The organism is Mycobacterium conspicuum, assembly GCF_010730195.1.
In the GTDB taxonomy this organism is placed as follows: Bacteria; Actinomycetota; Actinomycetes; order Mycobacteriales; family Mycobacteriaceae; genus Mycobacterium; species Mycobacterium conspicuum.
Genome location: NZ_AP022613.1, coordinates 2855325 through 2870145, shown reverse-complemented (window position 1 = coordinate 2870145; position 14821 = coordinate 2855325). Strand labels below are relative to the sequence as shown.

The 14821-nt window shown below is 68.3% G+C and carries 13 protein-coding genes and 1 pseudogene; 2 read left to right on the top strand and 12 right to left on the bottom strand.

Annotated features, from left to right (window positions below; translation table 11 throughout):
• Nucleotides 1-40: 40 nt before the first annotated feature.
• The 9 genes from ftsR to G6N66_RS13280 all read right to left on the bottom strand — a co-directional run bounded on the left by ftsR (nt 41) and on the right by G6N66_RS13280 (nt 8863).
• Nucleotides 41-799 carry a transcriptional regulator FtsR gene (gene ftsR, locus G6N66_RS13320; RefSeq protein ID WP_085231007.1) on the bottom strand — a complete coding sequence of 253 codons (759 nt, stop codon included), beginning with the start codon at nt 797-799 and terminating at the stop codon, nt 41-43.
• Nucleotides 799-1281, bottom strand: a complete 483-nt coding sequence (garA, locus tag G6N66_RS13315) for a glycogen accumulation regulator GarA (protein WP_085231008.1) — start codon at nt 1279-1281, stop codon at nt 799-801. Before garA ends, ftsR begins: the two co-directional genes overlap by 1 nt.
• 284 nt (nt 1282-1565) lie before the next feature.
• On the bottom strand, nt 1566-1964 hold the full coding sequence (gene gcvH / locus G6N66_RS13310) for a glycine cleavage system protein GcvH (protein WP_085231009.1): 399 nt from the start codon (nt 1962-1964) through the stop codon (nt 1566-1568).
• 34 nt (nt 1965-1998) lie between these two features.
• Nucleotides 1999-2742, bottom strand: a complete 744-nt coding sequence (locus G6N66_RS13305) for a DUF881 domain-containing protein (protein ID WP_085231010.1) — start codon at nt 2740-2742, stop codon at nt 1999-2001.
• A 10-nt stretch (nt 2743-2752) separates the two neighbouring features.
• Entirely contained in the window at nt 2753-3085 is a 333-nt protein-coding gene (locus tag G6N66_RS13300) for a small basic family protein (RefSeq protein WP_085231011.1), read from the bottom strand.
• Between the two features lie 19 nt (nt 3086-3104).
• Nucleotides 3105-4019, bottom strand: coding sequence for a DUF881 domain-containing protein (locus G6N66_RS13295; protein WP_085231012.1), 915 nt, complete (start codon nt 4017-4019; stop codon nt 3105-3107).
• On the bottom strand, nt 4012-4638 hold the full coding sequence (locus G6N66_RS13290; protein WP_085231013.1) for a CDP-alcohol phosphatidyltransferase family protein: 627 nt from the start codon (nt 4636-4638) through the stop codon (nt 4012-4014). Before G6N66_RS13290 ends, G6N66_RS13295 begins: the two co-directional genes overlap by 8 nt.
• A 159-nt stretch (nt 4639-4797) precedes the next feature.
• On the bottom strand, nt 4798-7122 hold the full coding sequence (secA2, locus tag G6N66_RS13285) for an accessory Sec system translocase SecA2 (protein ID WP_085231014.1): 2325 nt from the start codon (nt 7120-7122) through the stop codon (nt 4798-4800).
• 97 nt (nt 7123-7219) lie between these two features.
• On the bottom strand, nt 7220-8863 hold the full coding sequence (locus tag G6N66_RS13280) for an acetolactate synthase (RefSeq protein ID WP_085231015.1): 1644 nt from the start codon (nt 8861-8863) through the stop codon (nt 7220-7222).
• 94 nt (nt 8864-8957) lie between these two features.
• Here G6N66_RS13280 and G6N66_RS13275 point away from each other — a divergent pair, with 94 nt between their 5' ends.
• Nucleotides 8958-10868, top strand: a complete 1911-nt coding sequence (locus G6N66_RS13275) for an ABC transporter ATP-binding protein/permease (RefSeq protein WP_085231016.1) — start codon at nt 8958-8960, stop codon at nt 10866-10868.
• Between the two features lie 136 nt (nt 10869-11004).
• Nucleotides 11005-12051 (top strand): annotated as a pseudogene (locus G6N66_RS30060) (PE family protein); the annotation flags it as partial.
• A gap of 11 nt (nt 12052-12062) precedes the next feature.
• Here G6N66_RS30060 and G6N66_RS13265 read toward each other — a convergent pair.
• From G6N66_RS13265 to G6N66_RS13255, 3 genes are all read right to left on the bottom strand, one after another.
• A complete protein-coding gene (locus tag G6N66_RS13265) occupies nt 12063-13520 on the bottom strand; it encodes an FAD-binding protein (protein WP_139825403.1) in 1458 nt (485 codons plus the stop codon).
• Nucleotides 13517-14017: a VOC family protein gene (locus G6N66_RS13260; RefSeq protein WP_085235093.1), complete on the bottom strand. Its 501-nt coding sequence runs from the start codon at nt 14015-14017 to the stop codon at nt 13517-13519. The genes G6N66_RS13265 and G6N66_RS13260 overlap by 4 nt, the downstream gene beginning before the upstream one ends.
• A gap of 100 nt (nt 14018-14117) precedes the next feature.
• Nucleotides 14118-14813 (bottom strand): TetR/AcrR family transcriptional regulator, encoded by a 696-nt coding sequence (locus G6N66_RS13255; protein WP_197747040.1) that lies wholly within the window; start codon nt 14811-14813, stop codon nt 14118-14120.
• Nucleotides 14814-14821: the final 8 nt, after the last annotated feature.

Genomic DNA, 14821 nt, shown 5'->3' with positions numbered 1-14821 from the left:
TGCCGCACGAACACCAAGTGTGTCCATCGAAGTCTAATCCTCAGCGCTGCAGAACGTCGCGCACCGCGGACTTGATCAACGAGGTGTGCAAAGTTATGGCGAGCGCGGCGACCTCCCGCGCCAAGTCGTCGGCGCGGTCGCGGGCACCGGCCCTACCGCCCTTGACCAACGGCCCCGCGATCTGCGCGATCAGGTCGGACTGCCGATCGGCCGCCGAGCGAAACGCCCGCAGATGGCGCGGCTCGACGCCGTACTCCGACAGCGCCCGCGCACATTGCAGGATCACGACCGCGTGCTCGTCGAAGAATCCGCCCCGCCCGGTGGTGATCACGCCCGCCCTGAGCAGCGCAGTCAGCAGATCGTCGTCCACCCCCGAGCGCTCCAGGACGTCCTTTCGGCTCAGCCGGACGGGGGCCGGTCCCGCCTCGGATCCGACTTTGGATCCGATGGGATGCTCAGCCCCCGAGCCGGCGCTGTCCCCCACCGACACCAATCGCGGTACGCCATAAGGCGATCCGAACGGCGGTAGCTCACCGTCGGGTTGAGCGTCCAGCTGCGCGCGGATCACCTTCAGGGGCAGGTAGTGGTCGCGCTGCGCGGTGAGGATGAAGCGCAGCCGTGCACAGTCGTACGCGGTGAATCTCCGATAGCCCGATGCGGCGCGCTGCGGCGTCACCAGCCCTTCGGCCTCCAGGAAGCGGATCTTGGAGATGGTGACGTCGGGGAAATCCGGCCTCAGCAGCTCGAGGACCCCCCCGATCGACATCCCGGCCAGTGCCGGGCTATCGGGCGCGCTCACTAGCCTCCGGTTCCCCCTCCCGAGTCGCCACCGTCGTCACCTTGCTTGGGTCCGGTCAGGAACACCAACCGGAACTTGCCGATTTGCACCTCGTCACTGTTGGCCAACACCGCCGAATCTACCGGCTCGCGGTTGACGTAGGTGCCGTTCAGGCTGCCGACGTCGACGACGTGGAACTCGTTGCCCTCCAACCGGAATTCGGCGTGGCGCCGGCTCACGGTGACGTCATCGAGGAATATGTCGCTGTCGGGGTGCCGGCCAGCGGACGTGATGGCCTGGTCGAGCAGGAAGCGCGACCCGGCGTTGGGTCCGCGTTTGACGACCAGCAAGGCCGAACCGGCGGGGAGTCCTTCCACCCCGGATACCGCGCTCTCGGTGCCCGCTTGTGCCGGAGCATCCAGTTCGTTGAGGAAATCGGCGCGAAAGACCGAGGTCGTCTCCACGGTGACTTCGTCAGAAGTCTGCTCGTTGTTGTCCGTCACCCGCTGCTCCTTCTGGCCCTGTGACTAGCTTCGCGGCTCTATATCGCCTTGTCTGACCGGGCCGTTCGGCCGGCCTCCCACTCGATTCTCCGCCTTGTTTTACCGATTACTACCGTCTCAACCGTCCAATACTCGCCGAAGCCCGACGGAGGCTCCCAGGCCGGTGTGTTGACCGTACCGCGCACTGCAACGCATCGTGCCCCCACCGCCGGATGAGCCTCGATGGTCCTCCGTGACCCCTATCGGCGCCCGCTGGCGAGCACCTCGGAAAAACTTAGCAACCGTCATTCGGTCAGCGTGCCGCGGTAGGCCTCGGCGTCGAGCAACTCGGACACCTCCGACTCCAAAGCGCCCAGGTCGGCGGCCTGCACATCGAGCAGCCAGCCCGCGCCGTACGGGTCGGAGTTCACCAGTTGCGGGCTGCCCTCGAGGTCGCCGTTGACGGCCACCACCTTGCCCGAGACCGGCGCGTAGAGATCGGAGACCGACTTGGTCGACTCCACCTCGCCGAACGACTCGCCCGCGGACACCTCGCTGCCGACGTCGGGCAACTGCACAAAGACGACGTCGCCCAGTGCCGACTGCGCGAAATCGGTGATCCCGACGCGCACGGTGTCTCCCCCGCTGCGGCGAACCCACTCGTGTTCGGCGGTGTAGTGCAGATCGGCGGGGATATCGCTCACGGTGATCCTGTTCTGGTCTGGCGGTCGGGCGGGTTCACTTGACGGGCTGAGCGTATTGGTGCGGTTTCGGTTGCCGCAAGGTGGTCACGTCCACCCGGTCCGACTGCTGCACGGTCATGCGCGCGCCCACGCGTTTGACGCTGTCCTCGGCGCCACCGGGAATGTTCATCGCGGCGGCCAGCGTCGGCGGATCACCAATCGCCAGAATCGAATACGGCGGCGACAGCGTTTTGTTGTCGATGGTCAGCGAGCCGGGCGCGCCGACCACCCAGGTGTCGACGCCGACGCGCACCGAATCGTGGGCGTCGTTGGTCTCGATCGCCTCGGCACCTGCGGCCCGCAACTCGTTGATCACGTCGAGCATCGCTTCCGGCGTCACGCCGGGTCCGGGGTCGTCGATGGTCAACGTGACACCGCGCCCGGTGGCACCCACCGCGCCGACCAGGATGGACAGCGCCGCCAGCCTGGCCTGAGCGCTCTGGATGGCGGCCTGGTCGCTGTTGCCCGAGGCTTGCAGCGAGTTCAGGGTGTTCTGCAGGTCGGCCACTTCGGTGTTGAGCGTTGCTTCGCGTTGCCGCAGCGAATCCAGCAACACCAACAGGTCCGCCGGGCGGGCGGTGTCCAGCGAGTCCCCGGAACGGGTCTGGCGGGCCTGGGTGACGATCGCGATCCCCAGCACCAGGCATAACACGACGGCTAGCGCGCCGAACGCCAACCGCGTTCGCCCGCCGCGCAGCTCGTGACGGCCGCGCTCCGGGGGGTCCTGGTTCTCGCTCATCGGATCTCCGTCAAGCCCCGAACAGCCGGCGGCGCAGGGCCGCCGCGTTGCCGAAGATGCGGATGCCCAGCACCACGATGATCGCCGTGGACAGCTGCGTGCCCACCCCCAGTTGGTCGCCGACGTAGACGATGAGCGCGGCCACCAAGACGTTGAACACGAACGAAATCACGAACACCTTCGGGTCGAAAATCCGCTCGAGGTAGGCGCGCAGGCCGCCGAAGACCGCGTCGAGAGCGGCGACCACCGCGATCGGCAGGTAGGGCTGGATGGCCTCGGGCACGCTGGGGTGGAAAACCAAACCCAACACGATGCCGATGGCAAGCGCCGCGATACCGATCATGTTGCCGAAGCTTCGTTCATCAGGGCCCAATCTGCTTGGCGAACTTGACATCCCGGACCGCGCCGGCCGGCAGCGACAGCCCGTCGGAAACCTTGACGGTGACGCCGACGCCGTAGGAGGTTTCCAGCAGGCGCAGCCGCTGCAGCCCCGGGCTGTGATCGAAGACATCGCGCATTGCGTGCGGCGGTCCCACGGCCAGGATGGTGTAGGGGCTGGCGGTGGGGTTGTTGTCGACCAGGATCGCGCCGCCGGCCTGTCGGATGGTCATATTCGGCCCGATCCGGGCGCCGCCGACGGCCATGGCCTCGGCACCGCTGGCCCACAGCGAGTTGACGACGAGTTGCAGGTCGCGGTCGAGAATGATCTGCCGGCTGCCGTTGACCCGCTGCTTGGACACGTCGGACAGGTTCGGGCCGACGCCGGGATCGGTGATGGTCACCGTCAGGCCCGGACCGATGACGGCCGTGCTGGCTGCCGCAAGGCTGAGCGCGTCGAGGCGGGTCAGCAGGCGCTGCCCCTCGGCGTCGCTGGCCAAAACGCGCCGTTGGTCGTCGTCGAGTTCCCTGGTGAGCACGCTGCGCCGTTGGGCCAACTTGGTGGCGGCGGCCTCGGTGGAGCGCACGCTGGTCGCCAGCAGCTGCTGGGCGCTGCGCACCCCGGGAGCCACCGAGCGCGCCTGCGCGACTGCGGCGGCGAACACCGCTGCGACCAGCCCCGCGGCCAGGGCCTGCCAAAACCAGCCGAATACGCGCGCCCGCGCGCTCGGCGGTGCGCTCGCGCGGGTGGCGGCCGCCGCGGCATAGCCGGGGTCGAGGTGCTCGGAGAGCAAGGCGCGCAGCAGGGAGGGCACCGGAATGTGCTTGGGCTGCGGCGCGTGGGCCCGGTACCCGGCGCTGGGGTCATAGCCCCCGAGCAGCCGATCCGGTTCAGCCATGTTCACCTGCTTCGTGGGCCAGCCGCTGATCGGCCTTGCTGAGCTTGGGCATCTGGCGCACCACCTGCGTTATCTGCACCACGTAGAGCACGAACGCCCACAGGTACATGTACATACCCCAGATCAAAAACCCCCATCCGAAGTTTCCCACCACGCGGCTCCACAGCGCGGGCCACTGCCCCAGCAGTACCAGCGGAAAGCCCGACATCAACGCGAACGTCGCGGCCTTGCCGACGTAGGTCACCGGCAGTGCCGAGAGCCCGCGGCTGCGCAGCAGCGGCAGCGTCGCGGCCAGCAGTGCGTCGCGCGCCAGCAGCGTCACGACGAACCACCACGGCACGATCCCGCGCACCGCCATCGTGACCGGAACCGCCACCATGTAGAGCCGATCGACGGCCGGGTCGAGCAGGACGCCCAGGCGCGACGACTGGTTCAGCGACCGGGCGATCTTGCCGTCGGCCCAGTCCGAAGCGCCACTGAACATCAGGATTGCCACCGCCCAGCCCTGGGCGTGCGCGACCAGCAGCAGATAGATGAAGACTGGGATGAGCGCCAGCCGAATGGCGCTCAGCAGGTTGGGCACCGTCAGCACCCGATCTGGCGGAAGCTCGGCCTCCATGAGCCGTGACCTTAACAGTGGTGGCGACCCGCCGCGCCCGGCTACGCCGCGCTTGCGATCGCCACGAGACAGTGGTGGCGACCCGCCGCGCCCGGCTACGCCGCGCTTGCGATCGCCACGAGACAGTGGTGGCGACCCGCTGCGCCCCGCTGCGCCGCGCTAGCGGAAGACCCCGGGCAGGCTCAGCGTCGACAGCGTGTCATCGGACAGCGGGTTGTCGTTGACCATGTAGGTCCACGTCGACGTCGGCCGCGCCAGCTTGGACAGGTCCAGCCCCTGCTCCTCTTCGAGGACGTTGGCGGTTTCGAACGTCTGCTGGGCCGCTTCGATCGCGTCGGCCGCCAGTGACGCGAACGCGTCGACGGCCATCCGGTGAAACTCGTCGAGCGGGTTCTGCCGGCCGAGCGCGCGCAGGTGGATGCTCTCGCGGATGTCGGCCAGGTACGCCAGATGGTCGGCCCAGCCGCGGTCGAGGTGAAAGAGCATGATCTGCCGGCAAATCGTCTCGAGGCGCTCCTCGTCGATGTCCTTGGACAGCTCCTCGTAGCGGTCGGGCGCCAGTTCGGCCAGCTCCTCGCGCGCGGTTGCGGTGCGCAGCAACGTGTTTCGCCGATCGACGATGATGGCGCGCTGCTGGGCGATCAGCTGGTTGTAGCGCCAGGTGTTGGCGTGCACATCCAGTAGCCGGCCCTCGGCGACGCGCTGCGCGTGGTCGAGCAGCCCGCTGCTCTTGGGGCTGACGATCCGGCCGTCCTCGTCGGTTTCGGTGGGCAGCTTGTTGCGGTCGAGGTTGGCCGCGACGACGTCGTCCTCCCAGCTGGAGAAGAACACCGACGACCCCGGGTCGCCCTGGCGTCCGGCGCGGCCGCGCAGCTGGTTGTCCAGCCGCTCGGTGTGATGGCGGCCGGTGCCGACCACGTGCAGCCCGCCCAGCTCGGCGACCCGGTCGTGGTCGGACTCGTCGGAGCCGCCGAGCCGGATGTCGGTGCCGCGGCCGGCCATCTGGGTGGACACCGTGACGGTGCCGTAGGTGCCGGCCTCGGCGATCACCTGCGCCTCCTCGGCGTCGTTCTTGGCGTTGAGCACCACCGCGGGCACGCCGCGGCGCACCAGCCGCTCGTGCAGCTCCTCGGATTCGGCGACGTCGCGGGTCCCGACGAGCACCGGCTGCCCGGTGTCGTGCACCTCGGCGATGTGATCGACGATCGCGTCGTTCTTGGCGGCCGCGGTGATGTACACCCGGTCGGCCTCGTCCTCGCGAATGTTGGGGGTGTTGGGCGGTATCGGTGACACGCCGAGCTTGTAGAACTGGCGCAGCTGCTCGCCGGCGGCCAGCGCGGTACCGGTCATGCCGCACACGGTCGCGTAGCGGTTGATCAGCGCCTGCACCGTGATGGTGTCGAGCACCTCACCGGTCTCGGTGGTTTCGATGCCCTCCTTGGCCTCGACGGCGGCCTGCAGGCCGTCCGGCCAGCGCTGCAGTTGCGCGATGCGGCCGCGGGAGGCGTTGATCAGGTGCACCGCGTCGTCGCGCACGATGTAGTGCACGTCGCGCTGCAGCAGCACGTGGGCGTGCAGCGCGACGTTGACCTCGGTGAGCGTGGTGCCGACGTGTTCCTCGGAGTACAGGTCGATGCCGCCGAGCGCCTTTTCCACCTTGCGGGCGCCGACGTCGGTGAGATGCACGTTGCGGTTGTCGGAGTCGGTGTCGTAATCGGTCTCGGCGTCGAGCTGGCCGACCAGCTCGATGATCTCCAGTCGCGGCGTCTCGCGGTGCGTGGTGCCGGCCAGCACCAGCGGCACCAGCGCCTCGTCGACCAGCACGGAATCGGCCTCATCGATCAGCGCCACATCGGGATTGGGCGACACCAGGTCGGCGACGTCGGTCACCAGCTGGTCGCGCAGCACGTCGAAGCCGATCTCGTTGACCGAGGCGTAGGTGACGTCGCATTCGTAGGCGGCGCGGCGCTCTTCGCTCGTCGACTCCCCGGTGATCCAGCCGACGGTCAGGCCCATGGCCTCGATCAGCGGACCCATCCACTCGGCGTCGCGGCGGGCCAGGTAGTCGTTGATGGTCACCACGTGCACGTGCCGGCCCGCCAGCGCATAGCCCGCGGCCGCGATCGCGCCCGCGAGCGTCTTGCCCTCACCGGTAGCCATCTCGATCACGTCGCCGGCCAGCATCCGCAGCGCCCCCAGCAGCTGAACGTCGAAGGGCCGCAACCCCGTTGAGCGTTCCGCCGCTTCCCGGGCGATCGCCAGGAACTGCGGAATGTCTTCGGAGTCGGCGAGATCCTCCAGCTTGAGCAGCCCCGCCGCCTTGCGCAGCTTGTCGTCGGTGAGCTCGGCGGCTTCCTCGTTGTACTCCTCCGAGGCGGTGACCTGAGTGAGGGAGCGGCTCTGATTCTTCTCGGTGCTGGCGCCGAGCAGGCGCCAAAATCGGCTGCTGAAGCGGCCAGGCCGGTCGCTGGTGGTCTTTGACACAGCTCAACGGTACCGGGTGCCCACCTCACCGCGAGCGTCCCCGTATGTACAGCGACACGCCCTAAAAGCTGTACATTTGGGGACCCTCGCGCGGCCGTCAGGCCAGGTTGGAGCGCCTTGGGTAGACGACGTTCGGGTCGGTGAGCACGTTGACCACAGCGGGCCGCCCACTGGTGAAGGCGCGTTCGAGGGCGGGCCGCAGCTCGGCCGGCGTCGAGACCAGCTCGCCGTGGCCACCGAGCGCGCGCACCACCTCGTCGTAGCGGGTGCCGGGCCGTAGCTCGGCCACCACCGAATAGCCGTACAACGCCTCCATGGGATGCTTTTCGAGAGCCCAGATTCCGTTGTTGCCGATCACCGAGACGACGGGCACGTTGTGCCGCACCAGGGTGTCCCATTCCATGCCGCTGAACCCGAACGCGCCATCGCCCTGCAGCAGGACGACCTGACGGTCGGGTCGGGCGAGTTTGGCGGCCAACGCGTAGCCCGGGCCCGAGCCGAGGCAGCCGAACGGTCCGCTGTCCAGCCAGCAGCCGGGCAAATAGCTGTCGATCACCCGGCCGGCATAGGAGCCGAAATCCCCGCCGTCGATGACGACGATGGCGTCGCGGTCCAGCATGGGCGCCAACTCGGCGTACACCCGCATCGGGTGCAGCGGGGTCCGATCGTCGGCCAGCTCGGCCCGCTCGCCGGCACGCGCCGCGGCCTCGGTCGCGCGCAGCTCGCCGATCCAGTCCCGATGCTCGCCGGCACCGGCGCCCGCCAAAGCCGAAAGGGTGTGCGTCAGGTCGCCGTACAGTCCGGCCGCGACGGGGCGCGGATGCTCGCGTTCCGGGACGACACGGTCCGCCACGATCAGCTGGGTCTGCGCGCCGAACACCTTGCCGAAACCCAGCCGGAAATCCATCGGCACCCCGATCACCACGGCAACATCAGCCTCCCCCAACGCTTTTGAGCGTGCGCGGGAGAACGCCAGCGGGTGGTCGGCGGGCACCGCGCCGCGGGCCATGCCGTTCATCAGCACCGGGATCCGTCGCTGCTCGGCCAGGCGGAGCAGCGCGGCCTCGCCGCGTCCCCACCAGACGTTGGTGCCGGCCATGATCACCGGGCGTTGCGCCGCGGACAGCAGCTGGCAGGCCCGATCGACGGCGTCGGGGTCGGCGTGCGGCGCGGCCGGCAAGCTGTCCAGGGCGCCAGGCCGGCCGTCATCGTCGGAGCTGGAGAACACGTGGTCCATCGGGAAGTCGACGAAGCCGACGCCCGAGGGGGCGCCGACGGTCGCCCGCAGCGCGTCGTCGACCAGCCGACCCGCGGCCTCGGCGGACTGCGCGGTCGCCGCGAAGCGCGTCAGCGGGGCCACGAACGGAACATGGTCGATCTCCTGGAGCGATCCCATGCCCCAGCGCAGCGCCGGGGCGCGGCCGCCGAGAATCAGCAGCGGCGAGCAGTTCTGCTGCGCGGCGGCCATCGCGCTCATCCCGTTGGTGACGCCGGGTCCGGCCGTCAGCGCGGCCACCCCCGGCACCCGGGTGACCTTCGACCAGCCCTCGGCGGCGAAGGCGGCGGTCTGCTCGTGACGGGTGTCGATCAGCCGGATGCCCTCGCTGCGGCAGCCGTCATAGATGGAGAACAGGTGGCCGCCGGACAGGGTGAACATCGTGTCGATGCCGCTGGCCCGCAGCCGCCGCGCGATGAGTTGACCGGCGTGCACGGTCTGGGTGGAGGGAGCGTCGAGACTCATATCCGGAGCCTAGCCACCGGCTTCGGGTACCTTCGCCGACAGGGATTTTTGGTGAGGCGCCGCTCGGGCACCTCGAAAGCAAGGAGACTTGAAAGTGGAGCCGAAGCCGTTCAAGCCGTCCATCAACTGGTCTGCGGCATTCCACGACTCCGTGCTGTGGACGCTGAAAGCCTGGGCGATCGCCGCGGTGGTCGTCCTCATCGTGCTGGTGCTGATGCGCTACCTCACCGTCTGGGGCCGGCAATACTGGCGGATCACGGGCGCCTACTTCAAGGGGCGCCGAGCCGTGCCGGTGTGGCTGATGTTTGGGGTGCTGCTGTTGTCGGTCATCGTCGCGGTGCGGCTCAACGTGTTGTTCAGCTACCAGAGCAACGACCTTTACACGGCGGTGCAGACGGCGTTCGAAGGCATTGCCGTCGGCGACGACAAGATCAAAAGCTCAGGCGTCCATGGCTTTTGGATGTCGATCGCCATCTTCTCTCTGCTGGCGGCGTTGTTCATCGGCCGGATAATGCTCGACATCTATCTGACCCAGCGCTTCATCATCGCGTGGCGGGTGTGGCTGACCGGACACCTGACCGACGACTGGTTACACGGCCGGGCCTACTACCGCGACCTTTTCATCGATAACACCATCGACAACCCCGACCAGCGCATCCAGCAAGACATCGACATCTTCACCGCCGGCGTCGGCGCGACCCCCAACATCCCGTCCAACGGTACGAACTCCACGCTGCTGCTGGGTGCGGTCCATGCCGTGGTGTCGGTGGTCTCCTTCACCGCGATCCTGTGGAATCTCTCGGGGCACCTGAACATCCTCGGCTTCCAGCTGCCGCGCGCGCTGTTCTGGATAGTGGTGCTCTACGTGCTGCTCGCGACGATCGTCGCCTTTTGGCTGGGGCGCCCGCTGATCTGGCTGAGCTTCAACAACGAAAAGCTCAACGCCGCATTCCGTTACGCCCTGGTGCGGTTGCGTGACGCCGCGGAGGCGGTGGGCTTCTACCGCGGCGAACGGGTGGAGCGGCGCCAACTGTGGCGGCGTTTCACACCGATCATCGACAACTACCGCCGCTTCGTGCGCCGGACCATCATCTTCAACGGGTGGAACTGGTCGATGACGCAGATCATCGTCCCGCTGCCCTGGGTCGTGCAGGCCCCGCGGCTGTTCGCCGGGCAGATCCATTTCGGCGACGTGGGCCAGTCGGCATCCGCATTCGGCAACATCAACGACTCGTTGTCGTTCTTCCGCAACAACTACGACGCGTTCGCCGCATTCCGCGCGGCGATCATCCGGTTGCACGGGCTGGTCGACGCCAACGAGAAGGGGCGCGAATTGCCCAAGATCGCAACGGGTTCCACCAATGACGGTTCGGTGCGGCTCGAGCGCATCGAGGTGCGAACACCGACGGGCGAGCGATTGATCGATCCGCTCGACCTGGACCTGCCCAGCGGAGATTCGTTGGTGGTCGTCGGCTCGTCGGGGGTCGGCAAGACGACGCTGCTGCGCAGCCTCGCCGAATTGTGGCCGTACGCGTCGGGCACGCTGAGTCGGCCGGAAGGCGACAACGAAACGATGTTCCTGTCGCAGCTGCCCTACGTGCCGCTGGGGAGTCTGCGCGACGTTGTCTGCTACCCGAACGAACCCGGCGACATCCCCGACGCCGCCCTGCGCGAGGCCCTGACCAAGGTGGCGCTGGCCCCGTTGGGCGATCAGCTCGACCAGGTCGACGACTGGGCCAAGGTGCTCTCACCCGGTGAGCAGCAGCGCATCGCCTTCGCCAGAATTCTGTTGACCAAACCGCGCGCGGTGTTCCTCGACGAGGCCACCTCCGCGCTGGACCCGGGGCTGGAGTTCGCGCTCTACCAGTTGGTGCGAACCGAACTGCCCGACTGCGTCGTCGTCAGCGTCAGCCACCGGCCGACGGTCGAACAGCACCACAACCACATGCTGGAATTGCTGGGCGAAGGCCAATGGCGGTTGGGCCGGGTGGAGGCGCGCGTTTAGCTGGCCCGCCGGCGCTTCGATGGTCAGATCTGACTATCGCGCGGTGCGCGGCAAATGCCTCGTTGTGGTCATGACGCGCCACCTGTCGCTTTCGTAGCGTCGCAACAGCAAGCGGGTGCGACGCAAAGGGGCTGCCATGTCTTTCGTGATCACCACGACTCCGATGATGGAGGCGGCCGCGACCGAGCTGGCGAACGTCGGCTCGTCGGTCAGCACCGCCAACGCTGACGCGGCGGCCATCACGACGAAGATTACGGCCGCCGGCGCCGACGAGGTGTCGACGGCGATCGCCGCGCTGTTTTCCGGGCACGCCAAGGAGTACCAGGCGCTCGGCGCGCGGGCGGCGGCGTTTCACGACCAGTTTGTGCGAACCCTCAGCGCCACTGCGAATGCCTATTCGGGCGCCGAGGCGGCCAACGTCACCCCGCTGCAAGAAGCGCTGAACCTGATCAACGCACCCACGATGGCGGTGATGGGGCGACCGCTAATTGGCAACGGCGCCAACGGAACCCCGGGAACCGGGCAAAACGGCGGGGACGGCGGCATCCTGTTCGGCAACGGCGGCGCCGGCGGATCGGGCTCACAGGGCAACCCTGGTGGCCGGGGCGGAAACGCCGGGCTGTTCGGCAGCGGCGGTGCCGGCGGCGCGGGCGGCGACACCGGGTCGGGCAACGGCGGCAACGGCGGGGCGGGCGGCCGCGGCGGCCTGATGTTCGGCTCCGGCGGGGCGGGCGGTTCCGGCGGGGCCGGCGGCATAGCGAGCAAGGGCGGGACCGGTGGGGCCGGCGGGACCGGCGGACTGTTCGGCGGGACCGGCGGGGTCGGCGGGATGGGCGGTGTCGGGGGCACCGGCGGCGGTGGGGCTGGCGGGGCCGGCGGCCACGGCGGGCAACTGTTCGGCGCCGGCGGGTCCGGCGGCATGGGCGGGGCCGGCGTCGAAGACAAGGGTGGGCCCGGCGGGGCCGGTGGCGCTGGCGGCGACGGGGGCCTGCTGCTCGGCGACGGCGGCAACGGCGGCGCGGGTGGATTCGGGCCCGGGCAACACCCCGGTGGCAACGGCGGGAACGGCGGCAATGCCGTCCTGATCGGCGACGGCGGCAACGGCGGCAACGTCGGGCTGGGCGGAGCCCCCGGTCCCACGCCGGGGATCAATGGTTCGGGCGGGCTGATCGGCAAGGACGGCGTGACGCCGAACTAACCCCGCGTTGCCGCGTGCGCGCCCGCGCGGCGGCCGAAGAACGACCCCTCACCCAACTGCGTGCCGCTGGCGTAGCCCTTGCCGTCCTGGGCGATGTTGGAGGCACACGCCCCGACGGCGTACAGGCCGGGCACCACCGTGTGATCCTCGCGCAGCACCTGGCCGTCGACCGATGTGGCCAGTCCGCCTAGCGTGAATCCGGCGTACATCGCCTTGCCCAGCGACATGTCGAACGCGCCCCACGGCCCTTTGTCTTGCGGCGCAAGGAATTCCGGCTGCTTGTGGAAGTCCGGGTCCTCGCCGAGCGCGGCATACGTGTTGTAGCGGTCCAGCGTCGCGACCAGGTTGCCCTGGGGGATGCCCAGCGCGGCTTCCATTTCGACGACCGTTTCCCAGCCGTCGATCAGGGGGACCAGCGGCATGGTGGGGTGTTCCAGATGCGCCTCGTCGACGATCAAATACGCCGCGCTGTCGGGCTGTTCCATGATGAAACCCGCTGTCCGGGAGTGGTAGGAGTCTTCGGTGACGAACCGCTTGCCGAGCTTGTTGACAATAATCCCGGTGAGCAGGATCGACGGCGGGTACGGCGGCGCGGTGATGAAGGCCTGGTCCATGTGCTGGGTGAACCCGCCGGCCGAGACCCCCAGCCGGATGCCGAGGCCGTCGTCGTAGGTGTTGCCGAGCACGAACGGCTTCTCGGCAAGCTTCGGGGTGTACGCGGCCACCATATCGGGGTTCATCACGAATCCCCCGGCAGCAATGATCACCGACTTTGCCTTGATCGCACCGACTTCGGTGAACCGCTTCCATTGCACGCCGGTCACCGCACCCGCGTCGTCCACGACGAGCTCCGTGGCGCCGGTCTCGTATCGCACCTGCACGCCGAGGCTGGCGGCGCGCTTGAGCAGTAGGTCGATCACCATGCTGGCCCCGCCCGTGTCGCCGGGGACCGGTACCTTGTGCCCGCGCGGTGCCGGCACCGCCTGCTCGAGGAACGGCCACACCTTCTCGTTGCCGGTGAACATCAACCCCTCGGTGTTGGGCTGGATCACCGCCTTGCCGGGAAAATAGCTGCGCTCGAATTGGAAGCCCAGGTCTTCCAGCCAATCGAAGTGCTCGACGCTGCCGTCGCAGTATGCGCGGATCTTTTCGTGATCGGGCTGCTGCGACACCGCGACCAGGTACTTGTACATCTCCTCCGGCGAGTCGGGGTGACCCGTGGCCTGTTGCACCGCGGTTCCCCCGCCGAGGTAAAAGTGGCCGCCGGCAAGCGAAGTGGTGCCGCCCGCGACCGCCGCTCGCTCGAGCACCAATACCTTCGCCCCGGCCGCGGCCGCACTCACCGCCGCGCAACCACCGCCGATGCCGAAACCGATCACCACCACGTCGACGTCGTCCGACCAGGACGTCACGGTGTTGGCGTTGACCGTCTGCGGTATGTCGGTGGTGTTCACCGCTGCTCCTGTTTGATGTAGTCGTAGAAGGCTTGCATTTCTGTTGGGACATAGGCGATCTCGAGGAACGGCACGCCGGCCTGGGGCGCCGCCACGTAGGCGAATTGGATCCCGCCTTGCATGACGCCCTGCTGCACCACCGGGGCGCCCTGGCGGGTGGCCTCGGCCAGCGCCGCGTCGAACTGCTCGGGACTGTCGGCCGCCATGCAGATGTGGTGCAAACCCGGTCCGGCGGCGGCCAGAAAGTCACTATAGACATTCTCCCCGCGGACCGGCTGGATCAGCTCCAGCTGCATGTCCCCGAGGTAGCTCAGCGAGATGCTGGCCACGAAGTCCGCTGGCTTGCCGTGATAGCTGCACGTGTCCGGAGCAAAGTGCACCTCGGGTATCCGCACCCATTTCCGGACGCCTAAGAGCCCGGTGAGAGCCGTTTCGGTGGCATCCAGGTCCGAGGTGACCCAGGCGATCTGTGTCGGAGATTGGGCGGTCAGGTTCATCGTGTCGCAGGATAACCCAGCCCGCCGGTCGGCAGAAGGGCGGCAAAGGGCTTTGCCGCGCTCGGCCCGATCGGGCCGCGGAAGGCCGAGTGAACGTGTTCTAATTCGGCCCACGTTCGTGGGTCAGCACATCCATCAGCAGTCGCACCTGGGTGTCGAACACCATGCCCGAGTCGGTCAGCGTGTCGTGGCCGTACTGCCCGAACACCTCCAGGCTGATCGCGCCCACGACAGCGGCCCAGAGCAGAAAGCACTTGGCGACGACGCGATCGTCGCCGGGAAAGCCGAACTCCTGCCGAATCTGTTCGAAGTCCGATGACATCGGTTGTGGCGCAACATCATTGGTCAGCCTGATGTCGCCGGTGGCGATGCCGGCCGCGACCGCGTCGAAGAGGGAGCCGACCACCCGGGTGCCGACTCCGACGGTGCGTTCCGGCGGTGCGTGGTAGCCGGGCACTGGGCTGCCGTACAGCAGGGCCCACCGCGCGGGGTGCGCGACCGCCCATCCCCGCGCCGCGCGCGCGATGGCGATCACGTCATCGCTCCACAGGTCGGACACGGTGTCGCGGGCTCGGTCCACGGTGTCGGCCAGCTCCGAATAGGCGTCCACCAGCAGCAAGGTCAGCAGCTCGTCGCGGCTGGACACATACCGGTACACGGCCGACGACACCATGCCCAGGTCTCGCGCTATCGCGCGCAGCGACAATCCGGCTGCACCGTGATCCACCAGCTGGCGACGGCCGAGCTCGATGATCTTGGCCTCGATCTGCGCCCTCGACTGCTGGCGTTTGCCCACGCGGCCAG

What these genes read in the sequence shown, in the direction of transcription:
- G6N66_RS13300 (WP_085231011.1), bottom strand. Translation starts at nt 3,085, where the DNA reads ATGATCGGTATCGCGGCGCTTGCCATCGGCATCGTGTTGGGTTTGGTT.
- G6N66_RS13290 (WP_085231013.1), bottom strand. Translation starts at nt 4,638, where the DNA reads ATGGAGGCCGAGCTTCCGCCAGATCGGGTGCTGACGGTGCCCAACCTG.
- G6N66_RS13305 (WP_085231010.1), bottom strand. Translation starts at nt 2,742, where the DNA reads ATGAGCGAGAACCAGGACCCCCCGGAGCGCGGCCGTCACGAGCTGCGC.
- G6N66_RS13260 (WP_085235093.1), bottom strand. Translation starts at nt 14,017, where the DNA reads ATGAACCTGACCGCCCAATCTCCGACACAGATCGCCTGGGTCACCTCG.
- G6N66_RS13280 (WP_085231015.1), bottom strand. Translation starts at nt 8,863, where the DNA reads ATGAGTCTCGACGCTCCCTCCACCCAGACCGTGCACGCCGGTCAACTC.
- G6N66_RS13295 (WP_085231012.1), bottom strand. Translation starts at nt 4,019, where the DNA reads ATGGCTGAACCGGATCGGCTGCTCGGGGGCTATGACCCCAGCGCCGGG.